This is a genomic window from Nocardioides sp. F233, assembly GCF_057813895.1.
In genome coordinates, this window is the sequence record NZ_JBVASH010000002.1 from 221,739 (window position 1) to 242,097 (window position 20,359).

The following is a 20,359-nucleotide window of genomic DNA, read 5'->3' on the forward strand; positions in this document are numbered from 1 at the left end:
ATGGTCGGTTCGCTGGCCCTGCTGGCCGCCGGGCCCACCGCGACGCCGGCCGCGGCGGAGGACGGCGGTGCGAAGTCGTACGGCGGGTACACCACCCAGGCCTGGTCGGCCCCGATCCGGGTCGAGATGTTCGAGCCGAGCATCCCGATCCCCGTCGACGCGGGGCAGGCGCAGGTCGAGCTCGACATGGGCTACAGCAAGGTCAAGGCCGACTCGGGCGAGTCCAAGGGGCGCGCCAGCCTGTTCTGGCCGGGCGACCCGGTGGGGGAGGGGCTCAAGACCTTCGGCGAGCAGCTGGGGCTGCCGTCGACGCCGCTCACCGAGAACGGCTACCCGATGCAGGTCAACTCGCAGTACCCCGGGGACACGCCCACCCAGAAGGACGAGTCGATCCCCGGCGCGATCATGACCACCACCTCCGGTGACGGCACGGCGAGCGCCGAGACCGGCTTCTCGCCGGACGGCGCCGTGCTCGGCCCCGACGGCGCGACCGCCGACCCGTCCCAGAAGTCCGGCCTGATGGACCTGCTGACCGGCCTCACCGGGATGCTCACCGGTGGTGGGCTGGGTGGCGGTCTGCCGGGAGCGGCCCCGACCGGCACGGCGAGCGCGCCGACCACGCGGGCCTCGGCGCCCGGCCTGCCGCCCCAGCTGGCCGCTCTCATCGATGTCGACGGCTACGTGTCGACCTCGAAGATGGAGGCCAAGGACAACAAGGTGGTCGGCGTCTCCCGGGCCACGCTCGGCGAGATCCGGCTGCTCGGCGGCCTGATCACCCTGGGCGGCGTCGAGACGGTCGCGAAGGCCACCTCGGACGGCACCACCGGCACCGCGACCGGCACCGCCACCTGGGGCAAGATGGCGATCGCCGGCCAGGAGTTCGGCATCGGCCCCGACGGCGCGATCGCGATGGGCAAGACCACCCCGATCCCCGGCCTCAACCAGCTGCCGCTCGACGCGCTCAAGGCGCTCGGCGTGACCATCGAGATCCCGCAGCAGGTCCGCACCGTCGACGGCGACGCCGGCACCAGCATGTCGCAGGGCCTGCGGATCACGATCGACACCAAGCTGCTCTCGCCGCTGCTGAAGGCGCTGCCGACCAACGTGCTCGGCGAGCTGATCCCGGCCCAGGCCGGTCCGCTCAAGGGCGTCGTGTCCGGCCTGTCCAACCTGGCGCCGAAGGTCGTCGTCACGCTCGGCGTCGCCCGGGCCGAGGTCGACACGGTGCCGCCGATCGACATCTCCGCGCCGCCGCCGGCTGCCGCGGATGCCGCCCCGCCGGCTGCCGCCGCCCAGGCACCCGCTCCTGCGGCGGGTGGGGTCGGCGTACCGTCGGCCGCCACCCCGGTCCCGGTCGGCACCGTGCCCGGTGCCGGCGGGGCATCGACGGGCGACCTGGTGGACGCGGCGCCCGTCAGCGCCGGCCTGCCCGAGCTGTTCTCGATCCCCGGCATGCTCCTCGTCGCCGCCTTCGCCGTCGCGGCGGTCGCCGGCTCGTGGTTCCGGCGGCTCGGGGCCGCAGCCCTCGGCATCGGCGCCTCCTGCCCCCACGGCCTCGACAGCGGCCTTCCCGACCTCCGAAAGGCATGAGCTCATGACCACTGCAGCCACCCCCTCCAGCCGTGCCGGCAGCCTCCCCCGGGCGGGTGAGTCGACCCGCTCGGGGATCGCGCCGCTGAAGGACAACCACTACGCCCTGCTGCAGGTCGTGCTGTTCTGGGCGGGCGCGATCATGCTCCCGCTCGGGATCGTGGTGATCATCCTGGGCTGGTACGGCGCCGCGAACACGCCGTACCAGTGGGACCAGATGTCGTACGTCGTCTCCGGCGGCATGCTCGGACTCGGCCTGACCTTCGTCGGCGGCTTCCTCTACTTCGGGGCCTGGCTGGCGCGGATCGCGGCCGACGGCCGGGAGTCCTCGAAGCGCCTCGCCGACACGCTGCTCGTGCTCGCGGAGGTGACCGCGACCTCGGCCCGCACCGACGACCAGGGCCTCGACGTCGGCGCCATCCCGGTCGTCGCCGGTGGCGGCACGACCATGCACCGGCGCGACTGCGCGCTGATCGCGCACCGCGACGACCTCGCCCCGGTGGGTGAGGACAACGCGCACCTGGCTACGTGCCGGGTGTGCCGGCCGACTGCCCGGCGCTGACCTCGCTCTCCTCGCCCGCACGGTTCCCGAACCAGCGGGCGAGGGGGACCAGGGTGAGCACCAGCACCATCGGTACGACGAAACCGTACCGCAGCTCGTCCTTCCCGACCACGCCGGTGAGCACCGCGCCGAGCAGCCCGCCGACGTAGTTGAACTGGTTGAACCGCGCGATCACCGCGTCGACGCGCTCGACCGAGCCGCCGGCGATCCGGGCGGCTGCTGAGAAGCTCAGCGGCGCCACGACCGAGATGCCTGCGCCGGTGAGCGTGAAGCCGAGGACCGCGACCGGCCAGGTCGGTGCCGCGGTGACCACGACGAGTCCGCCGCAGGCGATCACCGCGCCGATGCGGAGGACCGGCGTGACGCCGTACCGCTCCACGATCGAGTCGCCGGCGAGGCGGACCAGCAGGCTGGCGACGAGGTAGGGCAGCGTGGCGAGGGCGACCCAGCGCGACGGGGCGTCGACGACCTCGTCGAGGTAGACCGCGCCCCAGGTCTGCGCTGCGGTGTCGACCATGTAGAAGACGACCATGCCGAGGCCGACCATCAGGATCGGGCGCCACGCGATCGCGAGGTCGCTCGCGGCGACGGCGGTCTCGGTGCCGGTGTCGCGGGGCAGGAAGCCCGCGCCCGCGACGACGAGTGGCAACACGGTGATCAACGCGGTCCATGGCAGGTCGACGTCGGCGGTCGCGAGGGTGACCGCCGCGCCGAGCAGCCCGCCGAAGGTCCAGGCGCCGTGGAAGCTCGGCAGGATCGTGCGGCCGTAGCGGCGCTCCAGGGCGACCGCCTGCATGTTGGTGGTCGCGTCGACCATGCCCAGCCCGACGCCGTACACCCCCACCCCGACGAGGTACGCCGGCCACACCGGCGCCGCGAGCATCAGCGCCGCGCCGCCGGCGACGAGCACCAGTCCGGACCGCAGCACCCGGGCGCTCGCCACCCGCACCGACAGCTTCTCCGCGAGCACCGAGCCGGCGCCGGCGAGCAGCACGATCGCCAGCAGCACACCGGAGATCCCGAGCTCGGAGAGGTCCCAGCGGTCCTTGATGTCGGGCAGCCGGGTGGTGAGGCCGATGAAGACGAAGCCCTGGGTGGCGAACCCGGCCGCGATCGCGAGCCGGTAGCGGTGGAGGGTGGTGGGCATGCGGGGGATCCTGCCACTTCGCGGTCGCTGAGCGCCGGTGGTTGAGGCGCGAGGAGCGCCGGCGACGAGCCTCGAACCCGGCGGTCCTCCCGCTGGATGTCGGTGGGCTGCGGTCGCGTAGCCGGCACAGTCTCTTGAAAGGCGCAGCGACGAGAAGGGTGCGTAGGGGCTGGGTTCCGCGGTCGGCCTGCCTCCCCGGAGGTCGAGGAGGTCGCGCAGCGACCGTCACGAGACCACCGCAACAACCTCGAAAACCCGCTAGAAACAAGGCGAAAGTCCTCCGTCAACACTGGCCGTTCGAACATGTGTGCGATAGAATCGGACCATGATCTCGGACCTCTCGGAAGCCACACCGGAGCAGCTGCTCCACGCTTCCGAGGGCGGCGTCCGCGACCGTCGTACGGCCGAGGTGCGACAGCTCGAGCTGCTGCTCGCGTGGGCCGACCTCCACTCAGGTGACCCGCAGGCCGAGCCCGACGCCGTGCCCCTCAGGTTCGGCGGTCCGCGGCTGATCAGCCTCGGCGGCGACGGGACACCCGAGGTGGTCGACCTCGCGCTGGTCGAGATCGCGATAGCCCGCCACGAGAACGTCCTGGCGACCCGCAGCGCGCTGGCGGATGCGTTCGACCTGCGCCACCGGCTCCCTGCCGTGTGGGCCGGTGTGAAGGGCGGGCGCTGCGAGGTGTGGGTGGTGCGGAAGGTCGCGCGGATGTCGCGCACGCTCGACCGACACCAGGTCCGGATCGTCGACGCCGCGGTCGCCGCCGCGCTGGACGAGGCACCCTCGCGGATCCTCACCATCGCGGAGGCCAAGGTGATCGAGGCCGACCCGGTCGCCCACGCCGAGCGGATCAGCGACAACCAGAAGGGCAAGGGTGTCTGGTACCCGCAGCCCCGACCCGGCTCGCAGGTCGACGACCTCGACAACACCGCCGGCCTCGGCACGGTCTTCGCCCGCATCGACGAAGCCGACGCTATCGCCCACGCCCGAATGGTCGACGACCTCGCCACCGCCCTCGCCGAGCAGGCGGCACCGCCCGCCGACGGCGCAGAACCGCTCGGGATGGACCACTGGCGCGCCGAGGCCTTCGCCATGCTCGCCGACCCGGCCGCGGTCCTCGCGTTCCTCCACGGCATCGAGGCCGAACCCACCAGCGCGCCGGCTGCCGAGATCGTCGTCCACGTCGCCCAGCAGGCCGACGGCACCCTCGGCCCGCTCGCCCGCGTCGAGAACCTCGGCCCCCGCCTCCTCGACCAGGTCCGCGACCTCCTCCGCCGCCACGCCAACATCACGATCACCCCGGTCATCGACCTCCACACCGGCAGGTCCGTCAACGGCTACGAACACCCCACCGACGTCAAACGCCGCACCGAACTCAGGACGATCGGCGACGTCTTCCCCCACGCCACCCGCCTCTTCACACGAAACGGTCGAGCGCCCGACCACGACCACACCACGCCCTACGACAGGCACGGCCCACCCGGCCAGACCGGCGACCACAACGACACCCCACTCACCCGGCATCATCATCGAGCCAAGACACACGTGCGTGGCTACACCGTCCTGCAACTCGGCCCCGACACGTGGATCTGGGGCACACCCCACGGCCTCTACCGGCTCGTCACCACCACCGGCACCACCACGATCACCCGGGCCGAGTACCACCTGCACGCACAGCAGGCCCTCGTCCTCGCAGGCGACTACGCGGCCTGACCGCTCGACGCTGGGCGAGCGCTGGCAGGATGTCGGCATGGCCGATTCCGCGTTCCTGGCCCGGCACGGGGCGACCGAGTGGAGTGTCTCGGGGCGGCACACGTCCCGCACCGACCTACCGCTGCTCCCCGAGGGCGAGGAGGTGGCCCGCGGGCTCGCCGACCGTCTTGCCGGCACGACCTTCGCGGAGGTGCTGACCAGCCCGCTGCAGCGCGCGCGGCGTACGGCGGAGCTGGCGGGCTTCCCCGACGCCGAGGTCTGCGACGACCTCCTCGAGTGGGGGTACGGCGACTACGAGGGCCGCACCACCGCGGAGATCCGCGCGGAGGTGCCGGGCTGGACCATCTGGACCCACCCGAGCCCCGGCGGCGAGGCGGCGTCCGCGGTCGCGGCCCGCTGTGACCGCGTCGTCGCGCGGATCCGGGCCGCGGGCGGGCCGGTCCTCGTGTTCGCCCACGGGCACGTGCTGCGTGCGCTGGCCGCCCGCTGGCTCGGGCTGCCCGTCGCCGACGGGCGGATGTTCCGCCTCGACACGGCCACGCTGTCCGAGCTCGGCCACGAGCGCGAGACCCCGGTCCTGCTGCGCTGGAACAGCTGATCTCGGGACAGGTCGACCAAGGTGCTTGACGAACGGCCCGCCGCGCAGCACGGTGTCGATCATGGCGACCGATGAGCCCGGTCCGCCCCGCGGCGGACCCGACGGCGTGCGCGTGGAGTGCCCGCGCTGCCCGACGCCCGTGGCCGAGGTGGGCGACGGGCGCTGGTCGTGCCCGGACCACGGGGTCGTCGTACCGCTCTGGCGGCCGCCGACCTCGAGCTACGAGGAGTTCGCGGCGCACCTCCAGCGGGTCGGCACCTTCCCGACCTTCCTGCCCTGGCCGCTCGGCCCCGGCTGGTCGGTGAGCGACTTCGCGGCCGTCGTCTCCGACGGCGACACCACCCGCGCCACGATGGCCTGCGTCGCCGGCACCAGCCAGCTCGACGGGCCGGTCGACGTGATGGTGATCAGCGAGGAGCCCGGCACCGGCTTCGGCGCGCGGGTCGCCGGCATCTCGGCCCCCGACGACACCGAGCTGCTCGACCCCGGCCACGAGGTCGGCGAGGGCCCGCCGCCGGTCCGGGTCCGCGTCGACCAGTACCCCGTCGGCCTCTGGCCGGTCTCGGTCAGCACGTCTCCGGGGGAGTGGGACCGCTCCGTGCTCGCCGGTGAGGCCGGCGGTCGCTGGCTGTGGCTGGTGCTGCGCCCGGCCTCCGCGATCCTGCTGCTGCGCGACGACTGGATCCTCCGCGACATCTCCGCCACCGGCCCGCAGCTGGTCGCGCTCCCGTTCGGGGGACCGGCACCCGCCTGGTGACGGTCCCGGATTTCGCGATTTCCGCTCGCCGGGGCGGCCGGATGCGAGAGCATCCCCTGCGGACCACGAGGAGGCCCGCATGGCGCGGAACGCGCAGGCGCTGCGGCGTCGTACGGCAGAGGCGATCGCGCAGCGATCCGAGATGACGGTCCGCACCCGGACCGCGCCCACCGGGCTACGGGCCCGGCTGCGCTACGCGTTCGACAACACCATGGCCCGTGGTACGCCGGCCCTGGTGGCCTGGCTGTTCGCCGTCACCGTGCTGCTGGTGGTCGTCTTCGCGGTCATCGACGTCGTCTCCGGGATGCGCCAGGACAAGCTCGGCTTCTGGGAGGCCGCCTTCCAGGCGCTGCTGCACGCGCTCGACCCCGGCACCGTCGCCGGCGACACCGGCGCGCGTTGGAGCTTCATCCTGACGATGCTCGTCCTCACCGTGGCGGGCCTGTTCATCGTCAGCGCCCTGATCGGTGTCATCGCCGCCGGCATCGACGCCCGGATCGCCGAGCTGCGACGCGGCCGGTCCGTCGTCCTCGAGAACGACCACTCGGTCATCCTCGGCTGGTCGGACTCGATCTTCACCGTCATCAGTGAGCTCACGATCGCCAACGAGAGCCGGCGCCGTCCGGTCGTGGCGGTGCTCGCCGACCGCGACAAGGTCGAGATGGAGGAGGAGATCCGGGCCAAGGTCCCCGACCTGCGGGGCACCCGCGTGGTCTGCCGGTCCGGCGCGCCCTCGGACATCGACGACCTCGCGATCGTCAGCCCGACCTCGGCCCGCTCGGTCGTCGTGCTGTCCGGTGACGGCACCGAACCGGACCGTGACGTGATCAAGGCGCTGCTCGCACTGCGCTCCCTGCTCGCCGTCGGTGAGGGCCCGCGGGTCGTCGCCCAGCTGCGCGACCCGGCCAACCTCGAGGTGGCCCGGCTGATCGGCCGCGACCGGCCGGGCGGCATCTCGCTGCTCGACATCCGCGAGACGGTCGCCAAGCTCGTCGTGCAGACCTCCCGCCAGTCCGGCGCCGCCGCTGTCTACCGCGAGCTCTTCGACTACGAGGGCGACGAGATCTACTTCCTCGAGCAGCACCCGCTCGCGGGGGCGACCTACGCCGATGCGCAGCTGCACTACGACCAGCTGACCGTCATCGGGGTGGCCGAGGGCAGCAGTGTCCGGCTCAACCCGGCCGCGGACACCGTCGTCGGGAACCGGTCGCTCGTCGTCATCGCCGAGGACGACTCGGTCCTCGCCACCGCACCGCGTGCGAGTGCCGCTGTCGCCGAGGACGCCTTCGCGGACCACGCCGGCGAGCAGTCCCGCCCCACCCACGCCGTCGTGCTGGGCTGGAACGAGCGGGCGCCGATCATCCTGCGCGAGCTGGACCGGTACGCCGCCCCCGGCTCGACGCTGACCGTGGTGACCGAGCACGGCGCGCCCGGCGTACCCACGACCACGAACCTCACGATCACCGTCGTCGAGGCCGGCACCACCCGACGCGCGGTCCTCGACGAGCACGTCCCGCCGGGCTGCGACCAGGTGATCGTGCTCTGCTACTCCGACGATCTCGACGCCGAGGCTGCCGACGCCACGACGCTGATCACCCTGCTCCACGTGCGCGACATCCTCGCCCGCTCCGAGAGCAGCACGCCCGTGATCAGCGAGATGATGGACGACCGCAACCGGGTCCTCGCCCAGGTCGCCGACATCGACGACGTCGTCGTCAGCGGTGAGATCGTCAGCCTGATGGTCGCCCAGCTGTCCGAGGACGCCCGGATCGAGCCGGTCTTCCACGACCTGCTCGAGGAGGAGGGCAGCGAGATCTACCTGCGCCCGGCCGAGTGGTACGTCGTACCCGGGCGCGAGGTGAGCTGGGCGACCGTCGTCGCGGCTGCCGCCCGTCGGGGAGAGACCGCGATCGGGTTCTCCTCGCCCCGGCTGGCCGAGGCCGGATCGCGGGTGGGCGTCACGGTCAACCTGGCCAAGGGCGAGACGGTGGTCGCCGAGCCCGGCGACCGGGTCGTGGTGCTCGCCGAGCTCTGAGGCCGTCCCGACCTCGGGGGTGGTGCGGGCACCACCCCCGTTCCGGGTCGGTGGGCCCCTGACGGAGCGGTCCGGCCCGGCGAGGCTGGAGGCATGTCAGCCCTCCGAACCGCCCTCCGTCGTCGGCCGTTCACCGCGGTCGGGTTGCTGACCCTGCTCGGGGTCGGCCTCGGCACCGGCGCGCTCGCCGGCGACGTCCTCGACCACGGCTGGGGCCGCGCCCTCGCCTACGGGCTCGACGCCCTCGCGGCCGGCCACTGGTGGACCCTGCTCACCGGCCCGCTGCTGGCGATCGCGCCCTGGTGCTACCTGCCCGTGCTGCTCAGCTTCGGGCTCTGCGTCGGGTACGCCGAGCCGCGGCTCGGTACCCTGCGCACCGCGCTGCTCTGGCTGGTCACCCAGGTCGGCAGCGTGGTGGCGGCCTGCCTGCTCGTGCTCGCCGTCGGGCCGGACTCGCTCCAGCACGCACGCGACGTCGGCCCGTCGGGCGGTGCGCTCGCGGTCGGCGCGGTGGTCACCGCCTTCCTCGGTACGACGGCCCGCCGGGTCACCCGCACCGGCCTGGTCGGCTACGTCGTGCTCTCCCTCGTCCTGGTCGGGCACCTGGCGGACGTCGTCCACCTGGTCGCCGTCGCCGCCGGGCTGCTGATCGGCTCGGTGGTCGGACCGCGCCGCCGTCCCGTCGTCAACCGCGACCGCGCGATCGAGCACCTGCGGTGCGAGGGCGGCGGCACCCTCTCGTGGATGACCACCTGGCCCGGCGTGCGCTACCTGTACGACCCGCGCGGCGAGGGCTACCTCGCCTACCGCCGCCACCTCGGCGTCGCACTCGCCCTCGGCGACCCGATCGGTACGCCGGACTGGCGGGCCCGCGCCGTGGGGGAGTTCGCGGCCTTCTGCGCCGACGAGCACCTCGTCCCCAGCCACTTCGCGGTGAGTGGACCGGTGGCCCGCGCGGTCGGCGGCCGCAGCCTCCAGATCGGGGAGGACACCCTGCTCGACCTGCCCGGGCTCGAGTTCCGCGGCAAGCGGTGGCAGGACGTGCGCACCGCCCGCAACCGGGCGGCCCGCGACGGGATCCGCTTCGAGCTCGTCGTCCTCGCTGACGCCGACCCGCGCATCCTCGCCCAGGTGCGGGCGATCAGCGCCGCGTGGCTGCGGCACCAGCGCACCCCTGAGCTCGGCTTCACCCTCGGCGGCGTCGACCACGCCATGGACCCACGGGTGCGGGTGGCGCTGGCCCTCGACGCGGACGACCGGGTGCACGGGTTCCTCTCCTGGCTGCCCGTCCACGGCGGGCAGGGGCGCGTCGACGGGTGGACGCTCGACCTGATGCGCCGCCCGGACGACGGCTTCCGGCCGGTGATCGAGTTCCTCATCGCCGAGTCGTGCCTGGCCTTCCGAGCCGAGGGGGCGCGGGTCGTGTCCCTGTCGGCCGCGCCGCTGGCGCGGAGCACGGGGGAGCCCGAGGGCTGGCTGCAGCGTGGCCTCGAGCGCTCGGCCCGCGTGCTCGAGCCGCTCTACGGCTTCGCCTCGCTGCACGCGTTCAAGGCCAAGTTCTCCCCGCGCTGCGAGGCGCTGCACCTCACCTACCGCTCGCTGGCCGAGCTTCCCCGGATCGGTGCCGCGGTGCTGGTCGCCTACCTCGTCACGCCGAAGACGCGCGAGGCCAGCACGCCGCTCGCCTGGCCGGCCTCCGTGGCCGTCGAGCACGTCGAGCAGCCCGAGCGCGAGCGCGTGGCCGCCTGACGGGCAGGGAGCCGGACCACTAGTGTCGTACGGTGACGATCGACCTCCACACCCACTCCAGCGTCAGTGACGGCACGGCCCCGCCGGCCGAGCTGGTGCGCGAGGCCGCGGCCGCCGGGCTCGAGGTCGTGGCACTCACCGACCACGACACGACGGCCGGCTGGGACGAGGCAGCCGCCGCGGCGGAGGATGCCGGGATCGGCCTGGTCCGCGGCATCGAGGTCAGCACCCGCTTCCGCGGCTCGGGCGTGCACCTGCTGGCGTACCTCCCCGACCCCGACGACGCGGCGCTCCAGGCCGAGCTCGGCCGGATCGTCGAGGGGCGCGAGGCGCGGGTGCCGTTGATGCTCGCCCGGCTGCGGGAGCTCGGCATCCCGGCGACCGAGGAGGCGTTGGCCGAGGTCAGCCCCGACAACCAGGTGACCGGGCGCCCCCACGTCGCCGACCTGCTGGTGCGGCTCGGCGCGGTGAAGAGCCGCAACGAGGCGTTCGCGCGCTACCTCGCCGACGGCGGCCCGGCGTACGTCGACCGGTACGCCGCCGACCTGGTCGAGATGATCGGGCTGGTCACCGCCGCCCGTGGGGTGTCGGTGGTCGCCCACCCGTGGGGCCGCGGCTCCGCGTCGGTGCTCGACGAGGCCGGGTTCGCCGTGCTCGCCGAGGCGGGGCTCGGCGGCATCGAGGTCGACCACCTCGACCACGACAAGGCCGAACGCGGCCAGCTGCGCGGGATCGCCTCGCGGCTCCGGCTGATCGTCACCGGATCCAGCGACCACCACGGCACCGGCAAGACCGGCCACGAGCTCGGCTGCGAGACCACCTCCAGGGGCGAGCTGACGCGGCTCCTCGAGCGGGCCGCGGACCTCGGTTCGCCCACCGAGCTCGTGGGAGGGGGCCACCGATGATCGACGGCGTCCTCCTCGTCGAGGTGTTCGTGACCCTCTTCGTGATCATGGACCCGGTCGGCACCGTGCCGATCTTCCTGTCCCTGACCGCCGGCCGAAGCCCGGCCACGGCCCGCCGCGCCGCCTGGCAGGCCGTCGCGGTCTCCTTCCTGGTGATCACGCTGTTCGCCCTCTTCGGGCAGCAGATCCTCAACTACCTGCACATCTCGCTGCCCGCGCTCCAGTGCGCCGGCGGCCTGCTGCTCCTGCTGGTCGCCCTCGAGCTGTTGACCGGCAAGCAGGACGAGCTGACCGCGTCCGCCGACGCCAACATCGCCCTCGTCCCGCTCGGTACGCCGTTGCTCGCCGGCCCCGGCGCGATCGTGGCCACGATGCTCTTCGTCCAGGACATCGACACCTGGGGCGACGGCGTCTCGGTCGCCCTCGGCGTGGCCGGCGTGCACGTCGCGCTGTGGGCCGCGATGCGCTACTCGCTCCCGATCCTGCGCCTGATCCGCGACGGCGGCGTCCTGCTCGTCACCCGGATCGCCGGCCTGCTGCTCTCCGCCATCGCCGTCCAGCTCGTCGCGGACGCCGTCCGCGCCTTCATCGCCGGCGAGGGATGAATCCGCGCGCGATCGGCACCCAGCGCGCACGCTGGCTGCGTTGTCGTCGGTCGACGGCCCGCTCCGCTCAAAGGCCGCCTTCCCTCCTCCGCCTTGCCAGCGCACGCGCTGAGCACCGCTCGCGCGCGGATCCGCGGGCCCTACTTCCGACCCAGCGACTGCAGGCGCTGCAGGGCCGAGCGGGGGACCAGGCGGCTGGCGGTGACGATCGCCTTGTAGCGCTTCGAGGGGATCGACATCGCGCGGCCACGGTCGAAGTCGGCGAGGGCGTCGCGGACCAGCCGGTCCGGCTCGAGCCACAGCAGCTTCGGGGCCGACGAGTCGCGGTCGATGCCGAGACGCTCGTGGAACTCGGTCTTCACGAAGCCCGGGCACAGCGCCATCACGGTCACGCCCTGCCCGGCGTACTCCTGGTGCGCCCACGCGCTGAACGAGTTCACCCACGCCTTCGCGGCGCTGTACGTGCCGCGGGGGAGGAAGGCGGCGACGCTCGACACGTTGATCACGCCGCCGCGGCCGCGCTCGACCATGCCGCCGAGCGCTGCGTGGGTCAGCCGCAGCACCGCCCGCACCAGCACGTCCTGCTGGGCCTGCTCGACGTCGACCGGGTTGTCGAGGAAGCGCTCCTTGAGGCCGAAACCCGCGTTGTTGACCAGCAGGTCGACCGGGGCGGACCGGTCCGCCAGCCGCGCCTCGACCCGGGCCAGGGCCTCGGCTGCGGTCAGGTCGGCGGGGAGGACCTCCACGCCGACGCCGTACGACGACCGCAGCTCCCCGGCGACGGAGGCCAACCGGACCTCGTCACGGGCCACCAGGACCAGGTCGTCGCCGCGGGCGGCGAGCTGGCGGGCGAACTCGAGGCCGATGCCGGCCGTGGCGCCGGTCACGAGAGCTGTGGGCATGCCGCAAGACTAGGGGTGCATCCGGCATGATGGTCCCGATGAACAGCGTGCAGGCGGCTCCCACGATCCTCGCTGTCGCCAACCAGAAGGGCGGCGTCGCGAAGACGACCAGTGTCGCGTCCATCGGTGCGGCCCTGGCCGAGCGCGGGCAGCGCGTGCTGCTGGTCGACCTCGACCCGCAGGCCTGCCTGACGTTCTCGCTGGGCATCGACCCCGAGGACCTCGAGCTGTCGGTGCACCACGTGCTGACCAAGGGCACCGCGGTCGACGAGGTGATCCTCGAGACCGACGACGGCGTCGACCTGCTGCCCGCGACCATCGAGCTCGCCCGGGCCGAGGCCGACCTGCTGACGCGCACCGGTCGCGAGCACGTCCTGCGCGGCGTGATGGAGGACCTCCGGGCCAGCGGACGCAGCTACGACTGGGTGCTGCTCGACTGCCCGCCGTCGCTCGGCGTGCTCACGGTCGCCGCGCTCACCGCCGCGACCGGCGTCCTGATCCCGCTGCAGTGCGAGACCCTCTCCCATCGCGGCGTCGGGCAGCTGCTCGACACGGTCCACGACGTACGCCGGTTCACCAACCGCGACCTCGCGGTGTGGGGCGTGCTCCCGACGCTGTACGACGGCCGCACCAACCACGCGCGCGCCGTGCTCGACACCATCTCGGAGACCTATGAGCTCGAGGTCGTCGAGCCGCCGATCCCCAAGACCATCAAGTTCGCCGAGGCGCCGGCTGCGGGCCGCTCGATCCTCGCGACCAGCCGCACCAGCAAGGGCGCCGAGGCCTACCGCGAGGTCGCGGGCTCCCTGCTCGCCCGAGCGGCACGCTGAGCCAGGTGTCGAAGCACGCCGCCCGCCGCGACCCCGGGCGACACCGCGCCCGGCAGCCGGCCGGCCGACGTCGCGCCACGCCGGCCCGACCGCGCTACGGCCGGATCACCGCCGTCGCCGCTGCGCTCACCGTGACCGTCGTCGCGGTGGCGGGTGGGTTCGGCCTGCTCCCGGGCGAGCCCGAGGAGCCGGCCGCCGCCAGCCCGAACACTCCGGCGAGCGCCGCCGACCCGACCACGCCGGCCGCCGCGACCACGACCACGGAGCCGGACGACAGCAACGACGAGGCTCCGCTCGCGGCCCCCGTCAACGGAGACCTGGCCGACGCGAGCACCCAGATCGCGGCGCTCTCCGACTCCACCGAGCTGCCCGCCCGCTCCGGGACCGGACACCGGATCGTGTTCAGCGAGGGCCGCCAGCGGGTCTGGCTGGTCGACAGCGACGGTGACGTCGCCCGGACGTACCGCGTCTCGGGCAGCGTCGAGGACAACCTCGATCCCGGCACCTATGCGGTCTACTCCCGCAGCCGCCACGCCATCGGCGTCGACGACTCCGGCACGATGGAGTACTTCGTCCGCTTCACGCAGGGCAACGAGGGTGCGGCGATCGGCTTCCACACGATCCCGGTCGACGAGGGCAAGCCGGTGCAGACCCGCGCCCAGCTCGGTACGCCGCTCTCGCACGGCTGCATCCGCCAGGACCGCCCGAACGCGATCGCGCTGTGGGACTTCGCGCCCGTCGGCACAACGGTCGTCGTCACCGCCTGAGCCCAGCAGCCCAGCAGCCCCGTCAGTCCCGGAGGCACCGGCAGCCCCACGGACGAGGACGGGCCGATTTGCCCCGCCCGGGGGGCGTCTGCCTAGGGTGCCCGGATGCTCGCCCCGTTCGGAAAGCACCTTGTCAAGATCTGCGCCGCGCTGCTGGCCCTCGCCCTCGGCGTCTCGCTGGCACACGCACAGACCGCCTCCGCAGCCGCGCCGGAGCCGGTACCGGCCCCCGCGACCCAGAAGGGCGGCGGCTTCGAGGTCCGCGCGATGACCTTCAACATCCTCACCGCCTCGATGGCACCCGGCGGCCTCGGCCGCGCGAACGCCGCGGCCACCCAGGTCCAGGAGCGCAAGCGCAACGTGGTCGCCTTCCAGGAGGTCCACCAGTCCCAGCTGAAGGTGCTGCGCAAGCGCCTGCCGCGCTTCAAGTTCTGGCCGCGCCGCACCCTCGACAACTTCAGCGGCGCCATCCAGGTCGCCTGGAAGACCGACGAGTTCGACGAGCTCGACAAGGGCCAGATCTACCGCCCGTCGATGGGTCACCTGCGCGCGATCCCGTGGGTCAAGCTCAAGAACCGCGCCACCAAGCGGGTCATGTACGTCGTCGCGATCCACAACGCCCCCGGCGGCCTCGAGCACGAGCGCGACGTCTCGACCGTGCGTGAGATCAAGCTCATCAAGCGCCTCGGCGCCAAGGGCCAGCCGGTGCTGGTCATGGGTGACATGAACGAGCGCGTCGAGTTCTGCCAGCGCGTCGCCAGGGCGACCGACCTCGTCTCGCTCGGCGGCACCAAGAAGAACCCGTGCCCCGTGCCGCCGAAGGCCGGCCCGGACTGGATGCTCGCGACCTGGACGGGCGCCAAGTTCAGCGACTACGCCAAGGTCTACAACGGCATCAGCGACCACCCCGTGGTCGTCGGCAACGTCTGGTTCGAGCCGCTCGCCAGCTGAGGCGCCGGCTGACCTGACCGCCAGCAAACGAAGGAGCCCCCGGGCACTGCCCGGGCTCCTTTGCTCTTCTCACGCCGCACGCCTCCCGGAGGAGATTCCGTCGCGCCGCCCGCCGTTTCTGGACGGAGGAGCGAGCGAGGAACGAGCGAGCGGGGGAGGAAGAAACGGCGTTGGCAGGCGGCGCGACATGCGCGAGCGCAGCGAGCGCCAAAACGAAGGAGCCCGGGCAGCTGCCCGGGCTCCTTCGCTTTTGCGTACGCCGATCAGGCGCTGGGCGTCTCCACGGTGGCGGTCGCGGTGTCGCCGTTGCCGCCACCGCTGCTGCGGCGACGACGCCGCCGGTTGCGGTTGGCCGGACGCTCGCCGCCATCGGCCGGCGTACCCTCGCCGCCCTCGGTGGTCGGGGCGGACGCCTCGGCGCCCTCCTCGACCGGCTTGCCGCCGCGGGTGCGGGTCCGGGTGCGCGTGCGGTCGCTGGAGCGACGCTCGGAGCGCTCGCCCGAGCGCTCGGACCGCTCGCCCTTGGGCGCCGGCGGGGCCGGGGGAGCGATCCGGCCCTTGGTGCCGGGGGCGATGCCCTGGTCGTGGTAGAGGTGCTCGGAGGTGGAATAGGTCTCGATCGGCTCGTCGAAGGGCAGGTCGAGCGCCTTGTTGATCATCTTCCAGCGGTGCACGTCGGTTGCGTCGACCAGCGTGATCGCGATGCCCGAGGCGCCGGCGCGACCGGTGCGGCCGATCCGGTGGACGTAGGTCTTGTCGTCCTCGGGGCAGGTGTAGTTGACGACGTGGCTCACGCCCGAGACGTCGATGCCGCGGGCGGCGACGTCGGTGGCGACGAGGACCTTGATCTTGTCCTCGCGGAACCTGGTCAGCGCCTTCTCGCGCGCCACCTGGGCCATGTCGCCGTGCAGCGGGCTGGCCTTGAAGCCGCGCTCGACCAGGTCGTCGGCGACGCGCTGGGCCTGGCGCTTGGTGCGGGTGAAGACGATCATCTTGTCGGCGTCCTCGGCCTGCAGCAGTCGACCGAGGATCTCCGGCTTGTCGAGGTCGTGGGCCAGGTAGATGAACTGGGCCGTCGCGGGCACCGTGGCGTTCTCGTACGACGACTCGGCGCGGATGTTCATCGGGTGGCGCATGTGCATGCGGGCCAGCGACACGATCGCGCTGGGCATGGTCGCCGAGAACAGCATGGTCTGCCGGGTCTCGGGGGTGAGCCGGAGCAGCTTCTCGACGTCGGGCAGGAAGCCGAGGTCGAGCATCTCGTCGGCCTCGTCGAGGACCAGGGCGTGCACGTGGGAGAGGTCGAGGACCTTGCGGTTGGCGAGGTCGATCAGCCGGCCCGGCGTACCGATGACGATGTCGACGCCGGTCTCGAGCGCCTCGATCTGCGGCTCGTAGCCGACGCCGCCGTAGATGGTGAGCACGCGCAGGCCGCGGTCGCGGCTGGCGATCTCGATGTCGCTGGAGACCTGGATCGCGAGCTCGCGGGTCGGCGCGACGATGAGTGCCTGCGGCTTGCCCTGGGGCAGCTCGGAGTAGTCGGGGTCGCTCGGCGCGACGCTGCGCTGGATGACGGGGATGCCGAAGGCGAGCGTCTTGCCGGTGCCGGTGCGCGCCTGGCCGATCAGGTCGGTGCCCATCAGTGCGACGGAGAGGGTCATCTCCTGGATGGCGAACGGGTGGGTGATCCCGGCCCGGTCGAGCGCGTCGCAGATCAGCGGCATCACGCCCAGGTCGCGGAACGTGGGAGCCGCCGCCGCGTCGGTCTCGGTGGTGGACGCAGCGGTGGTGTCGTTGGAAGTCAGTGTTCTGTTCGCTTTCATGAGTGTCGTCAGCCGGTCGGCATGGCGCCAGATCAAATGCGGCTGTCTCACACTCAGCCGCGCACATACGTGGGCGGGTGCCCGGGCGGGCCAGCGCGCTCCTGTGAGGGTGCGGGCAGGCTCTCGCCGTGACTGAGTCTACTTGTACGCTCAGGCCATGGCTGAATCCGCCGACGCGACCGCTCCCACCGCCGACGCCGACCCGGCCTACCGCGAGGCCGTGGTCGACCTGCTGGCTGCGATCGCGTACGGCGAGATCTCGGCTTTCGAGCGCCTCGCCGAGGACGCCAAGCTGGCGCCCAGCCTGGCCGACAAGGTCGACCTCGCGACCATGGCGAGCGGTGAGCTGACCAAGGTGCACGCGCTCCACGACCGGATCCGGGCCTTCGGCGCCGACCCGTTCGAGGCGATGGTCCCGTTCCGCGAGCCGCTCGACGCCTTCCACCTGCACACCGCCCCGGCCGACTGGTACGAGGGCCTGGTCAAGGCGTACGTCGGCGACGGGCTCGCCAACGACTTCTACCGCGAGATCGCGGCCTACCTCGACCCCGAGACCCGCGACCTCGTCGTCTCCTCGATGCAGGAGGGCACCCACGCGACCTTCGTCGTCGACCGGGTCCGCACCGCCATCGCCCAGGACGCCCGCCTCGGCGGCCGGCTCGCCCTGTGGGGCCGCCGGTTGATGGGGGAGGCGCTCACCCAGGCCCAGCGGGTCGCCGCCGACCGCGACGCCCTCACCGCGCTGCTCGCCGGTGGCGTCGACCGGCCCGGCCTCGACCTGGCCGCCATGGGCCGGATGTTCACCCGGCTCACCGAGCGGCACATGGCCCGGATGGCCGAGCTCGGGCTCGACGCCTGACCCGGCCACCGCCTGTTACGACCCGGGTTGGCGGGCCTGGCCCGAGTCCGGTGAGACCATCAGCGACGAGCTGTCCACCGCGACGAAGGCCGAGGCCGGGATCCGCTTGAGGTCGGCGATCAGCCGCTTCGGCCAGTGCGCGTTCCGCTCGCCCTGGAAGAACCACGGCGAGCCGTTGTCGGCCAGGACCAGGCCGTAGGTCTTCATCGCCTCGAGGACGGTGCGCGCGTACCGCGAGTAGCCGTCGGTGCTGAAGTCGGCGCGCAACCGGAACCGCGCGCCCATCGGCGGGTAGTCCGGGCCGACGGCCGAGCCGGCGTCGTGCCGGGCCGGCCACACGTGGTCACGTGCGGTGAGGTCGGTCGTGAACCGGATCGCGTGCCGCACCTTCCCGGCCCGCACCTCCGACCAACGCAGCAGGCCCGGCAGTATCGGCAGGCCAGCGGCGTCGGCCGAGGTCCAGCCGTCGGGGCGCAGCTGGTGCGAGCGCAACGACCAGACGGCACCCGAGCCGGCCGACCAGCGGCCGTTGCGCGAGCGGGTGGACCAGGTCTCGTAGAGCCGGCAGCGGTCGCGGTCGACGACGATCGCGTGCCGGTCGCCGTCGGCATCGCGACCACCCTCGATCCGGGTGTCGGCGCCGAGCGGGTAGCGCACCCGGTCGCTCTCCGCGGCGTACCCGAAATGCACCCGCACCCGCGGGTGCCGGTGCCGGACCACGGTGATCGGGATGCCGTAGTCGGGGCCGTCGCCGTACGACGGGCCGAAGTCGGGGTGCAGGTCGCGCCCGGTCGACATGTGCGCGAGCCACTGGGCGCTGCGGGGATGCTCGGGCAGGGCGCGGATGTCGGTGTTCCACCAGCTGTCGGCGCCGAACACGGGGCAGCCCTTGAACGTCGGTCCGCCGCTGCCATCGTCGCCGGCAGCCGCGGGCGGCACGAGTCCGATCAGGAGTGCTGCGGCGACGGCTCCGATCGCCGCGCGTGAGGGTCGGCGCATGACAGGGAGGGTAGGCCCGACGCGGTCTCCGGCGCCCACCCCGGCGGCCCGAACAGGTAGCCCAGCCGCTCGCGCCATCCCTGCGCGGCGCGCACCTTGCGGGCGATGGCGGCGTAGTCGCCGTACTCGAGCCGGATCAGGTGGTAGGTGTCGACCGGCTTGGTCAGCCCGTACGTCGGCCGCTGGAGCTCGGGCTGGAAGGTGCCGAACATCCGGTCCCAGACGATCAGGATGCCGGCGTAGTTCTTGTCGAGGTACTCCGGGTCGGAGCCGTGGTGCACGCGGTGGTGCGACGGGGTGTTGAAGACCAGCTCGACCGGGCGGGGGAGCCGGTCGATGGTCTCGGTGTGCACGAAGAACTGGTAGACGAGGTTGACCGAGAACGCGACGTAGAGCGTCCACGGCGCGAAGCCGAGGAACGGCAGCGGCAGCCAGAAGAAGAACTCGAACCACGGGTTCCACTTCTGGCGCAGCGCGGTCGTGAAGTTCATGTACTCGCTCGAGTGGTGCGCCTGGTGCGCCGCCCAGCCGATGTTGACCCGGTGCACGAACCGGTGGTTGCCGTAGTAGGCGAGGTCGAGGACCACGAGCAGCAGCACCCAGTACCACCAGGTGTCGGTGGGGAGGTGGTACGGCGCCAGGTGGGCCGAGACCGCGGAGTAGACGACGAAGGTGCCGACCTTGAACACGGTCAGGAAGAACAGCGAGCCGATCCCCATCGAGATCGACGTGCGGGCGTCCTTGAGGGAGTAGCCGGTGACGTTGTCGTCGTGGTCGAGCCACTTCAGCGCCGCGAGCTCGACGAGGACGCTGAGCGCGAAGAACGGGACGGCGTAGGTCACCGGGTTCTTCATCGGGTCGAGCAGGTCGTGCATGGGAGCTCCTTCGATATGACTCTTGGGTAAGTTACTACAAGGTCAATTCGCTGGGTAGGGTGATCTGCATGACGTCGCCACGCCGCTCCGGGACCAAGGGCGTCGCGCGCGCGGATCGCGAGCAGCAGATCCTCGAGGTCGCGGGCCGGGTCTTCGGCGAGCGCGGGTTCGCCGCCACCTCGGTGGCCGACGTCGCGCGCGAGGCGGGCATCTCCAAGCCGCTCATCTACAACTACTTCGGCTCCAAGGAGGGCCTCTTCGAGCGCTGCCTGCGGCAGGCCTCCGGCCTGCTGATCGGTGAGATCGAGCGCACCGCGGCGCTCGGCGTCGTCGGCCTGGCGCGGGCGGTCGCGACGCTCGACGGCGTCTTCCGCGTGCTCGACGGCCGGTCCTGGGTGTGGCGGGTCGCCAACGACCCGACCGCGCCGCTCGCCGATGCTCCCGGCGAGCTGATGGGCGCCTACCGGCGCCGCCTGGAGGAGCTGGCCCGCGAGGGTGTCGGCGAGCTGCTCGCGCTGTCCGGCGACGACGACGCGCTCGACCTCGACGCGATGACGGCGGTGTGGGGCAACGTCTTCGGCTCCCTCGTGACCTGGTGGTGCGACCACCCGGGGATGGCGCCCGACGAGATGAGCGCCCGCTGCGAGCGGCTGTTCGGTGCGGTGTTCGGGCTCGCGCCGAACGCCTGATC

General features: G+C 72.7%; 19 protein-coding genes. 14 read left to right on the forward strand and 5 right to left on the reverse strand.

The genetic code is table 11. The features are described 5' to 3' along the window. Both ACZYRU_RS07480 and ACZYRU_RS07485 read left to right on the forward strand, forming a co-directional pair. Positions 1-1,590, forward strand: coding sequence for a choice-of-anchor P family protein (locus ACZYRU_RS07480; RefSeq protein ID WP_488956456.1), 1,590 nt, complete (start codon positions 1-3; stop codon positions 1,588-1,590). Positions 1,591-1,594: 4 nt separating this feature from the next. Then, complete coding sequence (locus ACZYRU_RS07485; RefSeq protein ID WP_488956457.1) at positions 1,595-2,152, forward strand: hypothetical protein; 558 nt, start codon at positions 1,595-1,597, stop codon at positions 2,150-2,152. On the opposite strand, the gene ACZYRU_RS07490 is transcribed toward ACZYRU_RS07485, so the two are convergent. After that, positions 2,115-3,299 carry an MFS transporter gene (locus ACZYRU_RS07490; protein WP_488956458.1) on the reverse strand — a complete coding sequence of 395 codons (1,185 nt, stop codon included), beginning with the start codon at positions 3,297-3,299 and terminating at the stop codon, positions 2,115-2,117. The two genes, ACZYRU_RS07485 and ACZYRU_RS07490, sit on opposite strands and share 38 nt — an antisense overlap. Positions 3,300-3,624: 325 nt before the next feature. On the opposite strand from ACZYRU_RS07490, the gene ACZYRU_RS07495 reads away from it, so the two are divergent. The 7 genes from ACZYRU_RS07495 (at position 3,625) to ACZYRU_RS07525 (ending at position 11,662) form a co-directional block, all read left to right on the forward strand. Beyond that, a complete protein-coding gene (locus ACZYRU_RS07495; protein ID WP_488956459.1) occupies positions 3,625-5,013 on the forward strand; it encodes a hypothetical protein in 1,389 nt (462 codons plus the stop codon). A 37-nt stretch (positions 5,014-5,050) separates the two neighbouring features. Then, positions 5,051-5,611 (forward strand): histidine phosphatase family protein, encoded by a 561-nt coding sequence (locus ACZYRU_RS07500; protein WP_488956460.1) that lies wholly within the window; start codon positions 5,051-5,053, stop codon positions 5,609-5,611. Between the two features lie 61 nt (positions 5,612-5,672). Next, positions 5,673-6,368, forward strand: coding sequence for a DUF6758 family protein (locus ACZYRU_RS07505; protein WP_488956461.1), 696 nt, complete (start codon positions 5,673-5,675; stop codon positions 6,366-6,368). Between the two features lie 79 nt (positions 6,369-6,447). Beyond that, positions 6,448-8,403 carry a CASTOR/POLLUX-related putative ion channel gene (locus ACZYRU_RS07510; protein WP_488956462.1) on the forward strand — a complete coding sequence of 652 codons (1,956 nt, stop codon included), beginning with the start codon at positions 6,448-6,450 and terminating at the stop codon, positions 8,401-8,403. Positions 8,404-8,496: 93 nt separating this feature from the next. Further along, positions 8,497-10,152 carry a bifunctional lysylphosphatidylglycerol flippase/synthetase MprF gene (locus tag ACZYRU_RS07515; RefSeq protein WP_488956463.1) on the forward strand — a complete coding sequence of 552 codons (1,656 nt, stop codon included), beginning with the start codon at positions 8,497-8,499 and terminating at the stop codon, positions 10,150-10,152. Between the two features lie 32 nt (positions 10,153-10,184). Further along, positions 10,185-11,057, forward strand: a complete 873-nt coding sequence (locus ACZYRU_RS07520; protein ID WP_488956464.1) for a PHP domain-containing protein — start codon at positions 10,185-10,187, stop codon at positions 11,055-11,057. Continuing rightward, on the forward strand, positions 11,054-11,662 hold the full coding sequence (locus tag ACZYRU_RS07525) for a MarC family protein (RefSeq protein WP_141797934.1): 609 nt from the start codon (positions 11,054-11,056) through the stop codon (positions 11,660-11,662). Before ACZYRU_RS07520 ends, ACZYRU_RS07525 begins: the two co-directional genes overlap by 4 nt. Positions 11,663-11,802: 140 nt before the next feature. Here ACZYRU_RS07525 and ACZYRU_RS07530 read toward each other — a convergent pair whose 3' ends face one another. Then, positions 11,803-12,564: an SDR family NAD(P)-dependent oxidoreductase gene (locus tag ACZYRU_RS07530; RefSeq protein WP_488956465.1), complete on the reverse strand. Its 762-nt coding sequence runs from the start codon at positions 12,562-12,564 to the stop codon at positions 11,803-11,805. Between the two features lie 38 nt (positions 12,565-12,602). On the opposite strand from ACZYRU_RS07530, the gene ACZYRU_RS07535 reads away from it, so the two are divergent. The 3 genes from ACZYRU_RS07535 (at position 12,603) to ACZYRU_RS07545 (ending at position 15,112) form a co-directional block, all read left to right on the forward strand. Continuing rightward, positions 12,603-13,394, forward strand: coding sequence for a ParA family protein (locus ACZYRU_RS07535; RefSeq protein ID WP_488956466.1), 792 nt, complete (start codon positions 12,603-12,605; stop codon positions 13,392-13,394). Between the two features lie 5 nt (positions 13,395-13,399). Continuing rightward, a complete protein-coding gene (locus ACZYRU_RS07540) occupies positions 13,400-14,161 on the forward strand; it encodes a L,D-transpeptidase (protein ID WP_488956467.1) in 762 nt (253 codons plus the stop codon). Between the two features lie 105 nt (positions 14,162-14,266). Then, entirely contained in the window at positions 14,267-15,112 is an 846-nt protein-coding gene (locus ACZYRU_RS07545) for an exonuclease/endonuclease/phosphatase family protein (protein WP_488956468.1), read from the forward strand. A 263-nt stretch (positions 15,113-15,375) separates the two neighbouring features. Here the strand turns inward: ACZYRU_RS07545 and ACZYRU_RS07550 are convergent, their stop codons facing one another. Further along, positions 15,376-16,935 (reverse strand): DEAD/DEAH box helicase, encoded by a 1,560-nt coding sequence (locus ACZYRU_RS07550; protein ID WP_488956469.1) that lies wholly within the window; start codon positions 16,933-16,935, stop codon positions 15,376-15,378. Positions 16,936-17,092: 157 nt separating this feature from the next. Between ACZYRU_RS07550 and ACZYRU_RS07555 the strand changes: the two genes are divergently transcribed. After that, positions 17,093-17,794 (forward strand): ferritin-like fold-containing protein, encoded by a 702-nt coding sequence (locus ACZYRU_RS07555; protein WP_488956470.1) that lies wholly within the window; start codon positions 17,093-17,095, stop codon positions 17,792-17,794. 15 nt (positions 17,795-17,809) lie between these two features. On the opposite strand, the gene ACZYRU_RS07560 is transcribed toward ACZYRU_RS07555, so the two are convergent. Both ACZYRU_RS07560 and ACZYRU_RS07565 read right to left on the reverse strand, forming a co-directional pair. Next, a complete protein-coding gene (locus ACZYRU_RS07560) occupies positions 17,810-18,793 on the reverse strand; it encodes a hypothetical protein (protein ID WP_488956471.1) in 984 nt (327 codons plus the stop codon). Next, positions 18,742-19,668: a sterol desaturase family protein gene (locus ACZYRU_RS07565; RefSeq protein WP_488956472.1), complete on the reverse strand. Its 927-nt coding sequence runs from the start codon at positions 19,666-19,668 to the stop codon at positions 18,742-18,744. Before ACZYRU_RS07565 ends, ACZYRU_RS07560 begins: the two co-directional genes overlap by 52 nt. Positions 19,669-19,736: 68 nt before the next feature. On the opposite strand from ACZYRU_RS07565, the gene ACZYRU_RS07570 reads away from it, so the two are divergent. Further along, complete coding sequence (locus ACZYRU_RS07570; protein ID WP_488956473.1) at positions 19,737-20,357, forward strand: TetR/AcrR family transcriptional regulator; 621 nt, start codon at positions 19,737-19,739, stop codon at positions 20,355-20,357. The last annotated feature ends 2 nt before the right edge of the window (positions 20,358-20,359 follow it).

Coding starts and splice junctions, on each gene's coding strand:
- ACZYRU_RS07480 (WP_488956456.1), top strand. CDS start 1: ATGGTCGGTTCGCTGGCCCTGCTGGCCGCCGGGCCCACCGCGACGCCG.
- ACZYRU_RS07485 (WP_488956457.1), top strand. CDS start 1,595: ATGACCACTGCAGCCACCCCCTCCAGCCGTGCCGGCAGCCTCCCCCGG.
- ACZYRU_RS07490 (WP_488956458.1), bottom strand. CDS start 3,299: ATGCCCACCACCCTCCACCGCTACCGGCTCGCGATCGCGGCCGGGTTC.
- ACZYRU_RS07495 (WP_488956459.1), top strand. CDS start 3,625: ATGATCTCGGACCTCTCGGAAGCCACACCGGAGCAGCTGCTCCACGCT.
- ACZYRU_RS07500 (WP_488956460.1), top strand. CDS start 5,051: ATGGCCGATTCCGCGTTCCTGGCCCGGCACGGGGCGACCGAGTGGAGT.
- ACZYRU_RS07505 (WP_488956461.1), top strand. CDS start 5,673: ATGGCGACCGATGAGCCCGGTCCGCCCCGCGGCGGACCCGACGGCGTG.
- ACZYRU_RS07510 (WP_488956462.1), top strand. CDS start 6,448: ATGGCGCGGAACGCGCAGGCGCTGCGGCGTCGTACGGCAGAGGCGATC.
- ACZYRU_RS07515 (WP_488956463.1), top strand. CDS start 8,497: ATGTCAGCCCTCCGAACCGCCCTCCGTCGTCGGCCGTTCACCGCGGTC.
- ACZYRU_RS07525 (WP_141797934.1), top strand. CDS start 11,054: ATGATCGACGGCGTCCTCCTCGTCGAGGTGTTCGTGACCCTCTTCGTG.
- ACZYRU_RS07530 (WP_488956465.1), bottom strand. CDS start 12,564: ATGCCCACAGCTCTCGTGACCGGCGCCACGGCCGGCATCGGCCTCGAG.
- ACZYRU_RS07535 (WP_488956466.1), top strand. CDS start 12,603: ATGAACAGCGTGCAGGCGGCTCCCACGATCCTCGCTGTCGCCAACCAG.
- ACZYRU_RS07545 (WP_488956468.1), top strand. CDS start 14,267: ATGCTCGCCCCGTTCGGAAAGCACCTTGTCAAGATCTGCGCCGCGCTG.
- ACZYRU_RS07550 (WP_488956469.1), bottom strand. CDS start 16,935: ATGAAAGCGAACAGAACACTGACTTCCAACGACACCACCGCTGCGTCC.
- ACZYRU_RS07555 (WP_488956470.1), top strand. CDS start 17,093: ATGGCTGAATCCGCCGACGCGACCGCTCCCACCGCCGACGCCGACCCG.
- ACZYRU_RS07560 (WP_488956471.1), bottom strand. CDS start 18,793: ATGCGCCGACCCTCACGCGCGGCGATCGGAGCCGTCGCCGCAGCACTC.
- ACZYRU_RS07565 (WP_488956472.1), bottom strand. CDS start 19,668: ATGCACGACCTGCTCGACCCGATGAAGAACCCGGTGACCTACGCCGTC.
- ACZYRU_RS07570 (WP_488956473.1), top strand. CDS start 19,737: ATGACGTCGCCACGCCGCTCCGGGACCAAGGGCGTCGCGCGCGCGGAT.